At 63.2% G+C, this 17,101-nt stretch carries 15 protein-coding genes; 9 read left to right on the top strand and 6 right to left on the bottom strand.

What is annotated here, in order from left to right; translation table 11 throughout:
* Positions 1 to 28 precede the first annotated feature (28 nt).
* From QMG46_RS01285 to trxA, 5 genes are all read right to left on the bottom strand, one after another.
* Positions 29 to 1,429, bottom strand: coding sequence for a sensor histidine kinase (locus tag QMG46_RS01285; RefSeq protein WP_281850623.1), 1,401 nt, complete (start codon positions 1,427 to 1,429; stop codon positions 29 to 31).
* On the bottom strand, positions 1,416 to 2,081 hold the full coding sequence (locus tag QMG46_RS01280; protein WP_281850621.1) for a response regulator: 666 nt from the start codon (positions 2,079 to 2,081) through the stop codon (positions 1,416 to 1,418). Before QMG46_RS01280 ends, QMG46_RS01285 begins: the two co-directional genes overlap by 14 nt.
* A gap of 123 nt (positions 2,082 to 2,204) precedes the next feature.
* Positions 2,205 to 3,329 carry a hypothetical protein gene (locus QMG46_RS01275; protein ID WP_281850620.1) on the bottom strand — a complete coding sequence of 375 codons (1,125 nt, stop codon included), beginning with the start codon at positions 3,327 to 3,329 and terminating at the stop codon, positions 2,205 to 2,207.
* Between the two features lie 319 nt (positions 3,330 to 3,648).
* Entirely contained in the window at positions 3,649 to 5,472 is a 1,824-nt protein-coding gene (rho, locus tag QMG46_RS01270) for a transcription termination factor Rho (RefSeq protein ID WP_281850619.1), read from the bottom strand.
* Positions 5,473 to 5,703: 231 nt separating this feature from the next.
* Positions 5,704 to 6,030 (bottom strand): thioredoxin TrxA, encoded by a 327-nt coding sequence (trxA, locus tag QMG46_RS01265; RefSeq protein WP_281850618.1) that lies wholly within the window; start codon positions 6,028 to 6,030, stop codon positions 5,704 to 5,706.
* A gap of 399 nt (positions 6,031 to 6,429) precedes the next feature.
* Here trxA and QMG46_RS01260 point away from each other — a divergent pair, with 399 nt between their 5' ends.
* The 5 genes from QMG46_RS01260 (at position 6,430) to ung (ending at position 11,684) form a co-directional block, all read left to right on the top strand.
* On the top strand, positions 6,430 to 8,154 hold the full coding sequence (locus tag QMG46_RS01260) for an ATP-dependent RNA helicase RhlB (RefSeq protein ID WP_281850617.1): 1,725 nt from the start codon (positions 6,430 to 6,432) through the stop codon (positions 8,152 to 8,154).
* A gap of 190 nt (positions 8,155 to 8,344) precedes the next feature.
* Positions 8,345 to 9,028: a cell division ATP-binding protein FtsE gene (gene ftsE, locus QMG46_RS01255; protein ID WP_281852787.1), complete on the top strand. Its 684-nt coding sequence runs from the start codon at positions 8,345 to 8,347 to the stop codon at positions 9,026 to 9,028.
* Between the two features lie 2 nt (positions 9,029 to 9,030).
* Positions 9,031 to 10,002: a permease-like cell division protein FtsX gene (gene ftsX / locus QMG46_RS01250; protein ID WP_281850616.1), complete on the top strand. Its 972-nt coding sequence runs from the start codon at positions 9,031 to 9,033 to the stop codon at positions 10,000 to 10,002.
* Between the two features lie 138 nt (positions 10,003 to 10,140).
* Positions 10,141 to 10,983, top strand: a complete 843-nt coding sequence (locus tag QMG46_RS01245; RefSeq protein WP_281850615.1) for a response regulator — start codon at positions 10,141 to 10,143, stop codon at positions 10,981 to 10,983.
* On the top strand, positions 10,980 to 11,684 hold the full coding sequence (gene ung / locus QMG46_RS01240) for a uracil-DNA glycosylase (RefSeq protein ID WP_281850614.1): 705 nt from the start codon (positions 10,980 to 10,982) through the stop codon (positions 11,682 to 11,684). The genes QMG46_RS01245 and ung overlap by 4 nt, the downstream gene beginning before the upstream one ends.
* Here the strand turns inward: ung and QMG46_RS01235 are convergent.
* Positions 11,681 to 12,490, bottom strand: a complete 810-nt coding sequence (locus QMG46_RS01235) for a helix-turn-helix domain-containing protein (protein WP_281850613.1) — start codon at positions 12,488 to 12,490, stop codon at positions 11,681 to 11,683. The two genes, ung and QMG46_RS01235, sit on opposite strands and share 4 nt — an antisense overlap.
* Before the next feature lie 134 nt (positions 12,491 to 12,624).
* Between QMG46_RS01235 and QMG46_RS01230 the strand changes: the two genes are divergently transcribed.
* The 4 genes from QMG46_RS01230 to QMG46_RS01215 all read left to right on the top strand — a co-directional run bounded on the left by QMG46_RS01230 (position 12,625) and on the right by QMG46_RS01215 (position 16,928).
* Positions 12,625 to 13,611, top strand: a complete 987-nt coding sequence (locus tag QMG46_RS01230) for an alpha/beta fold hydrolase (RefSeq protein WP_281850612.1) — start codon at positions 12,625 to 12,627, stop codon at positions 13,609 to 13,611.
* A gap of 195 nt (positions 13,612 to 13,806) precedes the next feature.
* On the top strand, positions 13,807 to 14,664 hold the full coding sequence (gene rpoH, locus QMG46_RS01225; RefSeq protein ID WP_281850611.1) for an RNA polymerase sigma factor RpoH: 858 nt from the start codon (positions 13,807 to 13,809) through the stop codon (positions 14,662 to 14,664).
* Between the two features lie 96 nt (positions 14,665 to 14,760).
* Positions 14,761 to 15,441 carry a response regulator transcription factor gene (locus QMG46_RS01220; protein ID WP_281850610.1) on the top strand — a complete coding sequence of 227 codons (681 nt, stop codon included), beginning with the start codon at positions 14,761 to 14,763 and terminating at the stop codon, positions 15,439 to 15,441.
* A 56-nt stretch (positions 15,442 to 15,497) separates the two neighbouring features.
* On the top strand, positions 15,498 to 16,928 hold the full coding sequence (locus tag QMG46_RS01215; RefSeq protein WP_281850608.1) for a sensor histidine kinase: 1,431 nt from the start codon (positions 15,498 to 15,500) through the stop codon (positions 16,926 to 16,928).
* The last annotated feature ends 173 nt before the right edge of the window (positions 16,929 to 17,101 follow it).

The raw sequence follows: 17,101 nt of genomic DNA, 5'->3' as shown, positions 1-17,101 counted from the left end.
GTGAAAGCTTGCGCCTGGAGAGCGGCGCCTAGCCACCCTCGCGCGGGAATTCGATGCGCATGCGCACACCGTGTCCGCGCTGGCCGTCGAGGATCAGGAAACGACCGCTGTGGGCCTTGGCCGCCTCGTCGACGATCGCCAATCCCAGGCCGGTCCCGTCGCCTTCGCTACCGGTGCCACGGTAGTAGCGTTCGCGCACCCGCTCGCGTTCGGCCGGCGGGATGCCGGGACCATCGTCTTCCACTTCGAGGAACGGTATGCCCTCGTCCACGCCGCAACGCAGGGTGACGTGTCCGCCCGGCGGCGTGTATTGCAATGCGTTGTCGAGCAAGTTGAGCAACAGCTCGTGCAGCAACCAATAGACACCGAGCACGTGTGCCGGCTGACATTCGGCGCCAAGATCGATATCGCGTTCGATCGCGCGATCGAGCGAGCTGCCGATGATGTCGCCAATCAGGGCGGCGATATCGATCGAGCCGAAGTGACTGGCGCGGTGCGCTGACGGTTCCGCGCGTGCCAGCGCCAGCAGCTGATTGGCCGTATGGGCGAGACGGTCGACGCCGCCGTGCAGGCGTTCGATTCGTTCTTCCAGCGGCGTGCCGGCGGCCTCGCGGCCAAGCACTTCAAGCTGCGCCTTCAGGCCGGTCAGCGGCGTGCGCAACTGGTGGGCGGCATTGGCAAGAAAATGCTGTTGCGCGAGGCTGGAGTCGCGCACCGTGGTCAGCAAGGTGTTGAGCGAATCGACCAGCGGCTGCACTTCCGAAGGCACTTTGTCGATCATCATCGGCTCAAGCGTCTGCGGTGTACTGCGCGAGATCTGAGCTTGCAGGCGACGCAGCGGACGCATCGCAATGGCGATACCCGCCAGGGCGACAGCCAGGGTCAGCAGCATCTGCACCGTATCGTTGACGCCCAGGGCGAGATCCATGCGTTGCATGGCGCGATCGCGTCGATGTGGCGTTTCCGCCGCGGTGACGATCAACGGCTCGCCTGCTTCATCGGTACGGTAGCTGACTGCACGCAATAGCTCGCCCCGATAGGTGACATCGCCATAGGCCATATCGCGCGAGAGCGAGGTCGTTGTAGGCACGATTGGCAAATCATTCGTCCCTGCCACCGTTTCGCCGCTGGGCCGGCTGACCCGGTAGTAGAACTGCTCGTGGATGGTCGAGCGCAACGGCGGTGGCGGCCGGTCGGGCAGGGGGATGTCCAGGCTGCCGTCCGGTGCGCGGTGGATATGCGCGGTGATCGCCACTGCGGCACGCGATAGCGAACGATCGAACGCGCTGTAGATCGGCGTAATGATGACGCGATGATCGACCGCGATGCCCAGCACCAGCAGGAGCAGCAGCGGCCCGATCAGATAGATCAACAAGCGTCCGCGCAGGCTCGCGCCGACGCGTTGTAGCCACGCTTTAAATGTCTTCAAGGCGGTAACCGAGCCCGCGGATGCCGCGCACGGTCGCCGAGCCTTCGAGCTTGCTGCGCAGGCGCGAGACATGCACTTCGATCGCGTTGCTGGAGATGTCCTCGTCCCAGCCGGCAATCGCCTGGATCAGGCGCTCCTTGCTAACCACGCGGCCGCCGTGATGCGCCAGGCACTCCAGGATCGACCATTCGCGCCGGGTCAGTTCGATCGCACGCCCATCGCGATCGAGCACGCGCCGGCCGGCCAGGTCGATACGCAGCAGCCCCACGGTGAGCTCGTTCGAGGTCGCCGCCGTGGCGCGGCGGATCAGGGCGCGGCAGCGGGCCGCCAGTTCCGGCAGGGCGAAGGGCTTGACCAGGTAGTCGTCGGCGCCCAGGTCGAGCGTGCTGACCCGATCGTCCAGGCCATCCCGCGCGGTCGCGATCAGGATCGGCAGGGCGCTGCCCGAGCGGCGCAAGCGTCGGACCAGCCCGAAACCGTCTTCGCCGGGCAGTCCCAGGTCGATGATGGCCATGTCGTAATGCGCGCCTTCCAGCATCGCCGCAACCGATTCGGCCGTTCCCGTATGGTCGACCGCATAGCCTTCCGCGGACAGGCCACGGACCACGGCATCGGCGACCAGGGGATCATCTTCGACAAGCAGGATGCGCATAAGGACAGGACGGCTCAGGAAGGTGTTTTTGAAGTCGCCATTGTTCCCGATTCCGTCGTAAATAATTGAAAGCCTCGCGTAAGACTGCGGAAAGGGCCAGGGCAGCCTGGACCTGGGTCCGGGCTAATGCAGCAGCAGCGTCACCGCGATTTCCGTGATGATCAGGACGATAATGATGATTTCCAGCAGCTCGGCACGTCGGCTGGACGCCTCATCGTAAAGGGCAGCATAGGTATCGCGAATAATCGCCAGCTTGCGGTCCACCGAGGCATTGAGCGTGGGAACGCGGAAAAGCCCAAGCGCCGCGCTGTATACACGCGACAGATAGACGTCTTCGGTGACCTGCAGGGCGTTGTCGACCTTTTCGGTCAGTTGGGTCACTTCGGCCACCAGGGTGTGCAAGTGCCTCGCAAGATGGGCAAAGCGGCGCGATGCAAACAGCGAGCTCAGATGTCTTGCGGCCTCCACTCGGTCGTACATGCGCGGCAATTCGTCATCCAGCAGCGTGTCGTAATAGCGAAACTCGACCAGCTGTGCATTGGCCACTTCGATGACATCGGCGACATCTGAGTCGCCGCGCGGTTCGTAGATGAAGGCGCGATCCCAGGTGAGTACGGCCAGGTCGTCGGCGTAGTACGAAAAGCTGCGCGAAAGCAGATCCCGCCGGGCTGCTGCGGAAAGCGGGCGCGTTTCACCCGACAGCAAACGGATCAGATCGACGCGTTCACTCAGCGAGGCGGCATCGACTACTTCATCGAATGCATACACGCTGCCCAGGAGATAGTCTTCCTGCAGGCGTGCATCCAGCGCCGGTCGATCGAGCGCCGGCGCGATCACCTCGCGAACATGGTCGAGCAAGGTGAGCCAGAACGGCGCTGGTGTATCGGGTCCGGCTGCCTGATCGAGCGCGTCGAAGCGTTCGACGAATGTGTCCCATGAGATGTCGGTGACTTTGACACGCACGGCGAGTGCCGCCACACCGAAGTCGTACAGGCGCACCGAGGCTTCGGTGACGACTTTCTCCGAGCCCAGCATCAAATCAATCGGATCGAGCGAAAGACGCAGCGGCGGAACCTCGAAGGCAATCGCCTTGGTCGGCGTGCTGGCCAGATGCGTACGGCTGGTCGTACCGCCGACGTGCGCCGCCCACAGCGATTCGGACTGGGTCAGATCGATGCCGTAGGCGATATCGAAAAGGCGTAGCGCGACCAGTTCGCCGGATCGGATCGTGATTGCAGGTGCATTCATGGCCATAGGCTTCCGGGTTGAAAAGCGAACTCGAATAACCTCGGTTTTCCCTATCGTCATCCCGGCGCAGGCCGGGACCCAGTGACTTTGTGATCGGTTATCGCGAGAACCAATACGAATCAGCTCTGCCGCGAAAACCGGAAACCGAAGCCACTGGGTCCCGGCCTGCGCCGGGATGACGACTAGGAGGGGTTTTCGAGATTCCCTGAGTCTGGTGGACGACGGAACCAGAGTACATCGCGCACATGCCAACACGATGTCGAATCGGCAGGCAAAAAAAGCCGCCCAAAGGCGGCTTTTTTAGATTCGCATGCAGCGCTCAGCGCTTCATCGAATTGAAGAACTCGTCGTTCGACTTGGTGTTCTTCATCTTGTCGAGCATGAACTCCATCGCCGCCAGCTCGTCCATCGGATGCAGCAGCTTGCGCAGGATCCAGATCTTGGCGAGCAAGTCCGGGTCGATCAGCAGGTCTTCGCGGCGGGTGCCGGAGCGGTTGATGTCGATGGCCGGGTAGACGCGCTTTTCGGAGATGCGGCGGCTCAGGTGCACTTCCATGTTGCCCGTGCCCTTGAACTCTTCGTAGATCACCTCGTCCATCTTGCTGCCCGTGTCGGTCAGCGCGGTGGCGATGATGGTCAGCGAGCCGCCTTCTTCGACGTTACGCGCCGCACCGAAGAAGCGCTTCGGGCGCTGCAATGCGTTGGCGTCGACACCGCCGGTGAGCACCTTGCCGGAGCTCGGCACCACGGTGTTGTAGGCGCGGGCGAGGCGGGTGATCGAATCGAGCAGGATCACTACGTCCTTCTTGTGCTCGACCAGGCGCTTGGCGCGCTCGATCACCATTTCGGCGACCTGCACGTGGCGCACGGCCGGTTCGTCGAAGGTGGAGCTGATCACTTCGGCGCGCACGGTGCGCGCGATTTCGGTGACTTCTTCCGGACGCTCGTCGATCAACAGCATGATCAGATGGACGTCAGGATGGTTGTACTGGATGGCCTGCGCGATGTTCTGCAGCATCATCGTCTTACCGGACTTGGGCTGCGACACGATCAGGCCGCGCTGGCCGCGGCCGATCGGCGCCACCAGGTCGAGAATACGGCCGGTGATGTCCTCGGTCGAACCGTTGCCGCGCTCGAGCTTGAACGACTTGCGCGGGAACAGCGGAGTCAGGTTTTCGAACAGCAGCTTGTTCTTCGACGCTTCCGGCGGATCGCCGTTGATGTCGTCGACCTTGAGCATGGCGAAGTAACGCTCGCCTTCCTTCGGGTGACGCACGCGTCCGGTGATGTAGTCGCCGGTGCGCAGGTTGAAGCGGCGGATCTGGCTGGGCGACACGTAGATGTCGTCCGGGCCTGCCAGGTAGGACTCATCGGCCGAGCGCAGGAAGCCGAAGCCGTCCTGCAGGATTTCCAGCACGCCTTCGGCCCAGATGCCACCGCCGGAGCGAGCGTGAGCCTTCAAGATATTGAAGACCACATCCTGCTTGCGTGCACGTGCGACGCCTTCCTGGATACCCAGCGATTCGGCGAATTCCAGCAGCTGGATCGCGTTCTTGCGCTTGAGCTCGGTGAGGTTGATCAGGCGATCGTTGCTGCCGGCATCGGCGTAATCGTCGTCCACCGGCAAGCCGTTGTTGTTGCGCGGGTGGTTGTTGCCGCCGCCCTGGTTGCGCTGCTGCGGATTGGGATTGTTGTTGCCACGCTCAGGCCCGCGCTCGTTGCGATCGTTGCGCTCATGGCGGCGGCGGCGACCGCGATCGTTTCGGTCATTGCGGTCGTTGCGATTCTGGAAACCGCCGCCCTGGTGCTGACCCTGGCCACCTTGTTGCTGGCCGCCCTCGCGGGCTTCGGTCTGCGGGCGTGGCGCATTGTTGTCGCCAGAGGCGTTTTGGTTCGGCTGCTCGACTGGCAGGCTGGCCTGCACAGGGGCGGGAGCGTCGACTGGTGCGGAACGCTCTGCCGCAGGGGCGGGGCGCTCGGCGGGAATGTCGCTCGCGGATTTCTCCGGGCGGGTGCTTTCAGCGCTGGCCGCCGCCGCTGCCGCGGATTTGCGCGGTGCTCGGGTACGCGGCGTTTCGGATGCCGGTTTGGCATCGGCGCTGGTTGCGTCGTTGGATTCTTTGGTATCGATGATATCGGACACGGGCAAACCTCGTGGGGGCGCCGTAATTACAGGAAGGAGGGTGTGATTGTCGTCGGCGCGAAGCGCGCGGGGGACAGCGAGGTCCCGACTGACGTATTCAATCTAGCACTCGCCGCGCGGCTACGTAAAGCGGCTGGGGCGAAAGAGGCGTTCAAAAAGCCCGAAACGTGATGTCCGGGCCGTTTCCAGGGCGGGGAACACAGGTTCCCCGCCCCTCGTCGCTTTAAAAACTTAGATCGTCTTCTCGATCAACTGAGCCAGCGCGCCCTTGCTGACGGCGCCGATCTGGGTGGCTTCGACCTTGCCGTTCTTGAAGATCATCAGGGTCGGGATGCCGCGCACGTTGTAGGTGCGGGGGGTCTTCTGGTTGTGGTCGATATTGATCTTGGCGATGCGCAGCTTGCCTTCGTACTGCTGGGCCAGCTCTTCCAGGGCCGGGGCGATGGCCTTGCACGGACCGCACCACTCCGCCCAGAAGTCCAGCAATACCGGGGTATCGGACTGGAGCACTTCCTGCTCGAAGCCGTCGTCGCTCACATGGGTAATCAAATCGCTCACCGGAATCTCCAGGGGTAGGGGGTATTGACGACCGCGCGGCCTGCATCAGCTACACTGGGGTGCCCATGAAGCGCGGGGTCGGTCTTTAGAGGCCATGCCGGTAGGCAAGGACCTCCACTGCTCTGTAAGTTAAGGACAGGACCCAGGTGATTCAAGGGCGGCAACGGACGGTTCCGTTGACATAGGTGAGAAGGCTTCCAAGTCCTTGTCGCCGCTAAGGATTTGTCTTTCGGGGAAGACGGCGAGTCCTTTCACCTATGCCAGCGGAGCCGCCGCGCCCGCCGTGCGGCGCCTTCATCTCCATACGCGCCGCCTCATCCACCCGTCCCGGGCCGATCTTTATTGTCGCGGGACCGGACGCCGTTTACGCGCCGTCTGCACCCCCATTCGATACCTCTAATGTCCCAAACCGTACTCACTGATACCTTTTTCACCAATTTCGACCTTCATCCTCTACTGCAGCAGGGCCTGGACGAATCCGGTTTTACCCGCTGCACCCCGATCCAGGCATTGACCCTGCCGATGGCCCTGGCCGGCCGCGACGTCGCGGGCCAGGCCCAGACCGGTACCGGCAAGACCTGCGCCTTCCTGGTGGCGATGATGAATCGCCTGCTGACCCGCCCGGCCGTGGCCGAGCGCAAGGACAGCGATCCGCGCGCGCTGGTGATCGCGCCGACCCGCGAGCTGGCCATCCAGATCGAAAAGGACGCCAAGGCGATCGGTCGCCACACTGGCCTGCGCACCGCACTGATTTATGGCGGCGTCGATTACGACAAGCAGCGCCAGCAATTGAAAGACGGCTGCGACATCATCATCGCCACGCCCGGCCGCCTGCTCGATTACTACAAGCAGCAGGTCTTCGGCTTCAACGGCGTCGAAGTGATGGTGATCGACGAAGCCGATCGCATGTTCGACCTGGGCTTCATCAAGGACGTGCGTTTCATCTTCCGCCGCCTGCCGGCGCGCGAACAGCGCCAGGTGCTGCTGTTCTCGGCCACGCTCAGCCATCGCGTGCTGGAGCTCGCATACGAGCACATGCATAACGCCGAGAAGCTGGCGGTCGAAACCGAAAACGTCACCGCCGATCGCGTGCGTCAGCAGGTGTTCTTCCCTTCGAAAGAAGAAAAGATGCCGTTGCTGCTCAACCTGCTTGAGCGCACCAGCGCCGAGCGCAGCATCATCTTCGTCAACACCAAGGCGGCCGCCGAGCGCGTGACCGACCGCGTGAAGCGCCAGGGTTATCGCGTCGGTGCCTTGTCGGGCGACGTGCCGCAGTTGAAGCGCCAGAAGTTGCTGCAGCGCTTCCAGGAAGGCCAGCTCGACATGCTGGTGTGCACCGATGTGGCCGCACGCGGCCTGCATATCCCGGCGGTCAGCCACGTATTCAATTACGACCTGCCGCAGGATGCCGAGGATTATGTGCATCGCATCGGCCGTACCGCGCGTCTGGGTGCCGAGGGCGATGCGATCAGCTTCGCCTGCGACCTGTATGCGATGTCGCTGCCGGATATCGAAACCTATATCGGGCAACGTATCCCGGTCGCGGCGATCGATCCCGAATTGCTGGTGATGCCCAAGCCCAAGCAGATCGACGAGCAGTTCGTGGCCCATGCCGCGGCCGATAGCGCCGAGTTCGGCGACAAGGTCATTGCGCGCGAGAAGAAGGACAGCGGCGGTCCCGGTGGCCGTTCACGCCGCGAAGGCGGCCGCGGTGGCGATTCGCGCAAGCCGCGCGACGGCGAAAGGCGCGAGCGTACCGAGCGCAAGCCGGCCGCCGCACCAGCGACGGTTGCGCCGGTGGCTGCGCCCGCGGGCGATGCCGCTTCCGTGGCGGGCGAGGCGGAGCGCAAGCGCCGTCGTCGCCGTGGCGGTCGTGGTCGTCGTCGCGAGGGCGATGCCGCGCAGGTGCAAAACAGCAACGGCAGCGCCGCCGCTGCGCCGAGCGAGCGCAACAACGATCGCCCGCGTGGCGAGCGTCGTCCGCCGCGTAACGGTGGCGAGCAGGCCGGCAACGGTCGTTCGCGCCAGGTTGTTGCCACCGCAGCGGCACACGCCGGCGAGCACACCGCACCGAAGAAGCCGGGTTTCTTCCGTCGTCTGACGCGGTTGTTTACCGGGCGTTGATAAAGGCACTGCGCCCCGGCGTTCGCCGGGGCGACGGTGCAGGCGGGTTTTGCCGCTGCTTTCCATGGTTCGTCGCCCCGGTGCATGCCGGGGTCCAGCGTCTTTCGCTCGCCAGGTCAGCGACGGAAAATCTCTCGAAGTTTTCCTTACCGCCGCTTATCCTTTCCACTGTCGGCAAACAGGCCGGGGGATTTGCGTGATTCGCTTCGAACAAGTCAGCAAACGCTATGAGGGTGGCCATGAAGCGCTATCCCAACTTTCGTTCGAGGTCGCCGATGGCGAAATGGCCTTCGTCACCGGGCATTCCGGCGCCGGCAAGAGCACGCTGCTCAAGCTGCTCGGCCTGATCGAGCGCCCATCGCACGGCGTGATCATGATGGATGGACAGAGCCTGGCCAAAGTCGGGCGCGGCGGCATTCCCAAGCTGCGTCGCCGGATCGGCATGGTTTTCCAGGATCACCGCCTGCTGATGGAACGCACCGTTTTCGCCAACGTGGAGCTGCCGCTGGTCATCGGTGGCGTAGCGCCACAGGAGCGTGGTCGCCGCGTGCGCGCCGCGCTGGAAAAAGTCGGCCTGCTTGCCTACGAGCGCCAGCTGCCCGATTCGCTTTCGGCCGGTGAACAGCAGCGCGTGGGTATCGCGCGTGCGATCGTCGCCAAGCCTTCGCTACTGATCGCCGATGAGCCGACCGGCAATCTCGATCCGCAGCTAGCGATGGAAATCATGGGTCTGTTCGCGGAATTCCAGAATGTCGGCACGACCGTGCTGGTCGCCAGCCATGACCTGCCGCTGATCAAGAAGATGAAAAAGCGCGTGGTCGTACTCGATCACGGCCGGCTGGTCGCCGACGTGGCCGCGCAGGAGGTGCTGTAAGCATGGATCAGCATCCGAATGATCAGCTCGATATCGCACCGCGTACCGAGCGCAGCCGTGGCCGCCCGGTCGCCAGCTGGCGCGAGCATCACGGCTGGAGCGCGGCGGCCAGCCTACGTCGACTGTTCTCGCGGCCGTTGGGCACGTTTCTCACCATCGCGGTGATGGGTCTGGCCCTGGCGCTGCCGCTGGCCTTCTACCTGCTGCTCGCCAACGTCCAGAACCTGGGCGATGCGCTGGGCCAGAATCAGGCCGTCAGCGCATTCCTGAAACCGGGCCAGGCCGGTGCCGCGGTCGAAGCGCTGGCCACCACCTTGCGCGAACGTGTCGACGTTGCCGCCGTCGGGGTCAAGACGCCCCAGCAAGGCATGGATGAGCTGGCCAAGATGCAGGGCTTCGGCACGGCGCTCCATACGCTGGACGAAAATCCGCTGCCGTATGTGCTCGAGGTGATGCCCAAGCCCGATATCGGTGCCGATGGCGTCGAACGCCTGGTGACCGACATGCGCGCCATGCACGGTATCGATCAGGTGCAGGACGCCGGTAGCTGGCGCCAACGGCTGGACGCGTTGCTGGCGGTCGGCAACCGTACCGTGCTGGTGCTCGCCGCCATGCTGGCGCTGGCGGCGTTGCTGGTGGTCGCCAATACGGTGCGCGTGGATATCTCCAGCCGTGCCGAAGAGATCGATGTACTGATGCTGGTCGGGGCCAGCCGCGCCTTCGTGCGCCGGCCCTATCTGTATGCAGGCATCTGGTATGGCCTGCTCAGCGGCATCATCGCCGCCGGGGTCGCCCTGGTGGTCGAATTTGCCCTGGTCGACCCAGTGACACAGTTGAGTCACGCTTACGACGGCAAACTACAGGTCGGCGGGCTGCCCTGGTGGCTGCTGGCGGCGGTGCCGGTGGGTGCGGCCGTGCTGGGTTGGCTGGGTGCGCGCCTGATGAGCGCGTGGCAGTTACGTAAGGCCGTGTAACAGCCCGGATGGGCCGGGCGGCGACTCAGGTCGCAGGCATCCGGGCGCGGAACAAGGCAAGATGCATGTCTCGACGGGCGCACGGGGGTGTTTGCCCGGGATTCTTCAAGCGTCGCGTTTCCGATGGGCGGGCTGCGGATGAGTGCAAGTTTCAGTAATCGTGTCGTTAGTGCGGCACCGCGTGTATTGGTGGTGGACGGTTCCAAGGTCGTGCGGCAGTTGATCACGCGCGTGCTCAATGCCGAGTTGCCTGGAGCCGACGTGGTCGGCTGCGGTACCGGCGCCGAGGCACACAAGCTGCTCGAAAGCGGCGTGTTCGATTTCATTACCGTGTCGCTGCGGCTGCCCGATATGGATGGCCTGGAGCTGGCGCGTTATGTGCGGGAGTTCGCGCCGCAGATCTACATTCCCATCGTGGTTGTTTCCGGTGACGTCGACGATCGCCTGCACCGGCGCACGCTCGGCGAGCACGTCACCGACTACTTCGACAAATCACTGGGCTTTCAGGCGCTGGGCGAATTCATTCGCGGCTATGTGCGGCCCGAAAGCATGGCCGACGGCGAGGTGCTTTACGTCGAGGACAGCCGCGTGGTCGCGTTGGCGACGCGTCGGATGCTGGAGAAATACGGCCTCACCGTGCGCCATGTGATCAGCGCCGAAGATGCGCTCGCCATGCTGGAGACGGCGCGTGCGCAAGGCATCGTCGGTGCGGATATCGTGCTGACCGACGTCAGCCTTAAAGGCGAGCTGACCGGCGGCGACTTGCTCGATCGCATACGTCGCGATTACGGTTACAGCAAAGGCTCGTTGCCGGTGCTGGTGATGACAGGCGACGAAAACCCGGCCAATCAGGCGGCCCTGCTGAGAGCGGGCGCCAACGATCTGGTCGAGAAACCGATCGAGGAAAAATTGTTGATTACCAAGTTGCTGTTCCAGTTGCGCGTTGCCCGCCATTTGCGTGAGCGCAGCGCTACCGCATGAGCAACGAACGGGTGAAGCTGGAGCCTTCGTGGAAGGCGCGCATCGGCGATTATCTCGAGCGTCCCGAGATGCAGGCGCTCTCCGCATTTCTGCGCGCCGAGAAGCAGGCCGGCAAGGTGATCTATCCGCCCGGGCCGGATATTTTCGCGGCCTTCGATCACACGCCGTTCGATGCGGTGCGCGTGGTGATTCTTGGGCAGGATCCCTATCACGGCCCGAATCAGGCGCATGGTCTGTGTTTCTCGGTACGCCCCGGCGTGCAGACGCCGCCGTCGTTGCAGAACATCTTCAAGGAGATCCAGCGTGATCTGGGCATCGCATCGCCCGATCACGGTTGCCTGACGCCTTGGGCGGATCGTGGCGTGCTGCTGCTCAACGCCGTGTTGACGGTGGAGCGTGGCATGGCCAATGCGCATCAAGGCAAGGGCTGGGAAGGTTTTACCGATGCCGCGATCGACGCACTTAATCGCGAACGCGAGGACATCGTGTTCATGCTGTGGGGATCGTATGCGCAGAAGAAGGGTCAGCTGATCGACACGCGCAAGCATCGTGTCCTGAAATCGGTGCATCCCTCGCCGCTGTCCGCGCATCGCGGGTTTCTCGGCTGCGGTCATTTCTCCGCCGCCAATCAGTATCTGACCGAACATGGGCAGGCGCCGATCGACTGGTCGTTGCCCATGCGCAGCGAGTTGACGGTCTAAGGATCCTTGCGCTTCAACATCTGACAGAACGCCGCCGTTTCTTCATCGACGGGAAAGCACGACTCGATATGCAGATCGTCGAGCGTCACGTCGCGTGGCGTACCGAACGTGGTGATGGTCGAGAAGAAGCTCAGCCGTTGATCGTCGCGTTGCAGAACCGTGGTCATCAGCGGTGAGGGGATTTTCTCTGTCGATAGTTGTCGCCAGGACACGGGCACATCCGGATAGGCCAGTATCTCGTCCAGCAACGCGCGCGCTTGCTGATCCGAAGGCGACGAGGCCACTTCGTTATGCAGATGGCGCAGCAGTTCGCTGGCAATCTCTTCCCAGTTGACGATCACCTGACGGAAGTCGTTCGGATCGAAGATCTGCCGCAGCATGTTGGTGTGGCTGCTTTCGCGTCCGCGCATGACGAAGCGGTTGATGCGTGCGGCGGCGCCGTTGGCCATCAGCACCTCCCAGTGACGATTGAGCACGAAGGCCGGGTAGGGTTCCTGTTGTTCGAGGATGCACTCGATCGCGTGGCGCACCTGGGCGAGCTCCGGCGCGGCCAGTTGACGCTCGGGATAGAACGGCGCGTAGCCGGCGGCAACCAGCCAGGTGTTGCGTTCGCGCAACGGCACGCCGAGCGTGTCGGCGAGCCGGATGACCATCTCGCGGCTGGGCTGCGCCTTGCCCGTTTCCAGGCAACTGAGATGTCGGGCCGAGATCTCCGCTGTCAGCGCGAGATCGAGCTGGCTCATGCGCCGGGTCGTGCGCCATTCGCGCAGCAACGATCCAACGGGCGTGACGTGGGTGGACGACATACGGGCGGTTCCCTGGATGATCCGAAGCGGATCATAGGTCGGCCGGCCTGCGCGCGCCCATGACCTTGCAGGTCATTGCGGGGGTGTTCCGCGCCGACGAAAGATGCGCCTCACTTCATCGGCGAGGTTCGAACATGCATCGCAGAGCATTTCTTCAATTGACGGGCGGCGTGTTGGCGGCAAGCGCCTTAGCGGGCGGGCTGGGTCGGCTGGCGCAGGCTGGTACGGTCAGGGACGGGAAGGTAGGCGATCTGGGCGTGGCGGATTACACCCGGATGCGCCGGTTCGTTGCCACCTCGTTTGGCCGTACCGCCTATGTGGAGCAGGGGAGCGGGCCGGTGGCTCTGTTCCTGCACGGGTTTCCGCTCAACAGCTATCAATGGCGTGGCGTGCTGCCGCGGCTGGCTGCCCATCGGCGCTGTCTGGCGCCCGACTCCATGGGCCTGGGCTATACCGAGGTGACGCAGGGCAAGTCGGTGACCCCGGCGAGCCAGGTGGACATGCTTATCGAGTTTCTGGACGCGCTAGGCGTCGGCACGGTGGATCTGGTCGCCAACGATAGCGGCGGTGCGGTGGCGCAGCTGTTCATGGTGCGCCACGCCGACCGCGTTCGCAGCGTGCTGCTGACCAATTGCGACGTTGAGAACGACAGCCCACCACCGGGTGTCATGCCGGTCATCGAGGCGGCGCGCAAGGGGACCTTCGCCAGGGATTTCTTCGTCAAGCAGGTCGACGATCATTCGCTGGTCCATGCTCCCACCGGCTTGGGTGGCGCCTGCTACACCTTCCCGGGTCATCCGACGGATGACGCCATCGACATGTATATGCGTCCGCTGGTCGCCACCCCCGAACGCATGGCGCTGACCAATGCCTACGCGCTGGGTCTGTTCCCCAATCCGCTGGCCGGCATCGAAGCCTCACTGCGTCAGTTCCGCCGTCCCGTGAGGATCGTCTGGGGAACCGGCGACACGATCTTTTCCCCCAAGAGTCCGGATTACCTCGACCAGGTGTTACCTCTGTCCCATGGCGTACGAAAGGTAAAGGGCGCGAAGCTGTTCTTCCCTGAGGAATACCCGGAACTCATTGCCGAAGAGGCAAAAAAGCTCTGGGGTGTCCGCTAAGGAATTGATTTTAAGAGATTTTTAATATCGCGAAGGTCGTTGTTGCGTTGCAGGGTGCCACTGGACAAGTCAGGGGCATTCCTGTACGATTCGGTATAGTAAAGCGAGATCGAGGTGGGATTGAACCATTTCGACCCGTTAGCACTCATAGCAACAGAGTGCTAAGTTGTTCCCCAAGTTTTCTGGAGGTTCCTCATGTCACAAGCTTTGGCGACCGCCTCTCTGCCGGTACCCAGTGTAGTCGGCAGCTTGGATGCGTATATCTCGGCGGTCCACCGTATCCCGGTGCTCAGCCAGGACGAGGAGCAGGCGTTGTCGCGTCGATTCAACGATGACAACGACCTCGACTCCGCCAAGAAGCTGGTGATGTCGCACCTGCGTTTCGTGGTGCACGTCGCCCGCGGTTACAACGGTTATGGTTTGCAGCTGTCCGACCTGATCCAGGAAGGCAATATCGGCCTGATGAAGGCGGTCAAGCGCTTCGACCCGGACCAGGGCGTGCGTCTGGTCAGCTTTGCCGTGCACTGGATTCGCGCCGAAATGCACGAGTTCATCTTGCGCAACTGGCGCATCGTCAAGGTCGCTACGACCAAGGCGCAGCGCAAGCTGTTCTTCAACCTGCGCAAGAGCAAGAAGCGCCTGGGTTGGATGAATGCTGAGGAAGTGCGCGTGGTCGCCAAGGATCTTGGCGTGCCCGAGGCGACTGTCCGCGAGATGGAATCGCGTCTGTCCGGCCGTGATATCGGTTTCGAAGCGCCGGCCGATGCGGACGACGATGCCAAGCCGGCACCGGAAGCATTCCTGATCGACGATGGCGCCGACCCGTACGACAACGTCTCCGACGCCGACCACGCTGACAATCAGCTGGAAACGCTGTCCGAGGCGCTGCAAAAGCTCGATCAGCGTTCGCGCGACATCATCCAGCGTCGTTGGTTGAACGACGATAAGGCGACGTTGCAGGATCTGGCCGACGAGTACGGTGTTTCTGCCGAGCGTATCCGTCAGGTCGAGGCGAACGCGATGAAGAAAATGCGCGGGTTGTTTGCTGCGTAAGATGAATTGCTTCGCGCTTTAGATGGACGGCCTCCTTACGGGGGCCGTTTGCGTTTGATCGTTCATGGGCCGCGCGGCGGCCGGACTCCTTAACTCATGCCTCAAGTCCTGGTCATCGAAGACGACGAAGTCACCGCTCGCGAAATCGTGGCGGAGTTGAGCGTGCACGGCATGGTGGCCGACTGGGTGGCCGATGGCCGCCATGGGTTGGATCGCGCACTCGAAGGCAACTACGACCTGATCACTCTGGACCGCATGTTGCCCGGGATGGATGGCATCGATGTGGTGGCGGCATTGCGCCGCGCCCAGGTCGATACGCCGGTGTTGATGATCAGCGCGTTGAGCGATGTGGACGAACGCGTGCGCGGCCTGCGTGCCGGCGGCGACGACTACCTGACCAAGCCGTTCGCGCCCGACGAGATGTCCGCGCGTGCCGAAGTACTGCTGCGTCGGCGCCAGAGTGCCGAAGGCGGCAACCGCCTGCGCGTGGCCGATCTCGAGCTGGATCTGGTGCGGCATGTGGCGCACCGCAACGGCCAGTTGTTGAATCTGCTGCCGACCGAATTTCGCCTGCTGGAGTTTCTGATGCGCAACTCCGGTCAGGTAGTCACCCGTACGATGATTTTCGAGGCCGTATGGGGGTTTCATTTCGATCCCGGCACCAATGTCATCGATGTCCATATCGGCCGGCTGCGGCGCAAGATCGACAGCGCCGGCCAGCCGCACCTGATCCGCACGGTGCGCGGCACCGGTTATATGCTGGCGCCAACGCGGTAGCTGTATGATTTCCTTATATTCCTGAGGGCGCAGCGGCTGCGCCGGGTCGGATCACCATGAACGCTCATCCCAATGCCTGGCGCTCGGCCACCTCGCGCCTGATTCTCGTCTACGGGGCGCTGTTTGCCGCGTGGGGCCTGATTCTGGTGGGTGTGATCCAATGGGAGACCACCCGCTACCTCAACAACGTGATCGACCAGATCATCGTGCAGCGCATGGGCTACCTGGCGACCACCGATTCGGAACGCCTGCCCGCAACCGTGGATGCCGCCGGCCTGATCGATCCTCATGGCGTGATGTCGGTCGGATTGTTCGATGCCTCCGGCCGCGTGCTTGCAGGCAATATCCGCCACTTGCCCGCCGGGATCATCGCCGATGGCCAGCCGCGTCTGCTGGCGGGCGGCGTGCCACGGCCATTTCACGCCGACGGCGAAGTGCGCGCACGCGCTGTCGCGTCACGCTTGCCGGATGGGCGCGTGCTGGTGATTGCCAAGGACACCAGTACGCTGGACGGGCTGGGCGCGATCGTGTGGCGTGCGCTGCTATGGGGCGTCTCGCTCACGATCATCCCCGGCCTGCTCGGCGGTTTCCTGTTGCGTCGCGGCCCGGCCAGACGCATTCGTGTCTTGCAGCAGGCAACCGACCCGATTCGCGAAGGCGATCTCACCAAGCGTCTACCGGTGAGTCGTCGCGGCGACGAACTCGATCTGCTGGCGGGCATCGTCAACACCATGCTCGACGAAATCGAGCGTCTGATGAACGAAGTCAAAGGCGTGTGCGACAACATCGCGCATGACCTGCGCACGCCGCTGACGCGCTTGCGCGCGCGGCTGTATCGCGCACAGCAACAGTTGTCCGATCAGCCGCAGGTAACGCTGCTCGATGCATGCGTCACCGATGTCGACGAGTTGCTCGGGCGGTTCCGGGCATTGTTGCGCGTGTCGGAACTGGAGGACCGCAATCGTTGCGCCTGCTTTGCCGAAGTCGATCTTGCCGATGTGCTCAATCAAGTGCACGAGTTCTACGCGCCAGTGGCGGAAGACCGCGGCCAGCCTTTTGTTTTGGACGTCCAGACGCTGACGCCGATCCGCGCCGATGCGCATCTGCTATTTGAAGCGCTGGCCAATCTGGTCGGCAACGCCATCAAGTTCACGCCGTCAGGTGGACATATTCGTCTGCGCGCGCAGATGGACAAGCTGGGGCCGCGGATCGATATCCTCGACAGCGGTCCAGGTATTCCCGCTGACGAACGCGATGCCGTGACTCGGCGTTTTTATCGCGGCGACAACAGCCGCACCACGCCGGGCTCGGGCCTGGGGTTGAGCATCGTCAGCGCGATCGTGCGGTTGCATGGCTTTGCGCTTGAGATCGGCGACGGCGAAACCGGTGCGCGGATCACGCTGTATTGCTACTCGCCGGAACCGGGGCAACTGGTTCGGCCGAAGGTGGCGGCAACGTCGGCCTTGCCTGCGCCGGCCACTGCCTAACCTGTAGGAGCGACATCAGTCGCGACTAGCCGTGACGTAACCGTGGGTCGCGACTGAAGTCGCTCCTACAAAAACTCAGGTGTCCTTGAGAGAGCACCCTTGAGTACTTTTCAAAGCAGCCTTTACACCCCCTCAAGGCCCAGTGTTTTCGGGCCTTTTTAATTGCAAGATGA

The sequence above is a fragment of the Dyella sp. GSA-30 genome (assembly GCF_027924605.1).
Taxonomy (GTDB): domain Bacteria; phylum Pseudomonadota; class Gammaproteobacteria; order Xanthomonadales; family Rhodanobacteraceae; genus GSA-30.
This window is presented reverse-complemented; position numbering and strand designations above follow the sequence as displayed.

Coding starts and splice junctions, on each gene's coding strand:
- QMG46_RS01280 (WP_281850621.1), bottom strand. CDS start 2,081: ATGCGCATCCTGCTTGTCGAAGATGATCCCCTGGTCGCCGATGCCGTG.
- QMG46_RS01235 (WP_281850613.1), bottom strand. CDS start 12,490: ATGTCGTCCACCCACGTCACGCCCGTTGGATCGTTGCTGCGCGAATGG.
- QMG46_RS01215 (WP_281850608.1), top strand. CDS start 15,498: ATGAACGCTCATCCCAATGCCTGGCGCTCGGCCACCTCGCGCCTGATT.
- QMG46_RS01260 (WP_281850617.1), top strand. CDS start 6,430: ATGTCCCAAACCGTACTCACTGATACCTTTTTCACCAATTTCGACCTT.
- QMG46_RS01275 (WP_281850620.1), bottom strand. CDS start 3,329: ATGAATGCACCTGCAATCACGATCCGATCCGGCGAACTGGTCGCGCTA.
- rpoH (WP_281850611.1), top strand. CDS start 13,807: ATGTCACAAGCTTTGGCGACCGCCTCTCTGCCGGTACCCAGTGTAGTC.
- QMG46_RS01230 (WP_281850612.1), top strand. CDS start 12,625: ATGCATCGCAGAGCATTTCTTCAATTGACGGGCGGCGTGTTGGCGGCA.
- ftsX (WP_281850616.1), top strand. CDS start 9,031: ATGGATCAGCATCCGAATGATCAGCTCGATATCGCACCGCGTACCGAG.
- ung (WP_281850614.1), top strand. CDS start 10,980: ATGAGCAACGAACGGGTGAAGCTGGAGCCTTCGTGGAAGGCGCGCATC.
- QMG46_RS01245 (WP_281850615.1), top strand. CDS start 10,141: ATGAGTGCAAGTTTCAGTAATCGTGTCGTTAGTGCGGCACCGCGTGTA.
- QMG46_RS01220 (WP_281850610.1), top strand. CDS start 14,761: ATGCCTCAAGTCCTGGTCATCGAAGACGACGAAGTCACCGCTCGCGAA.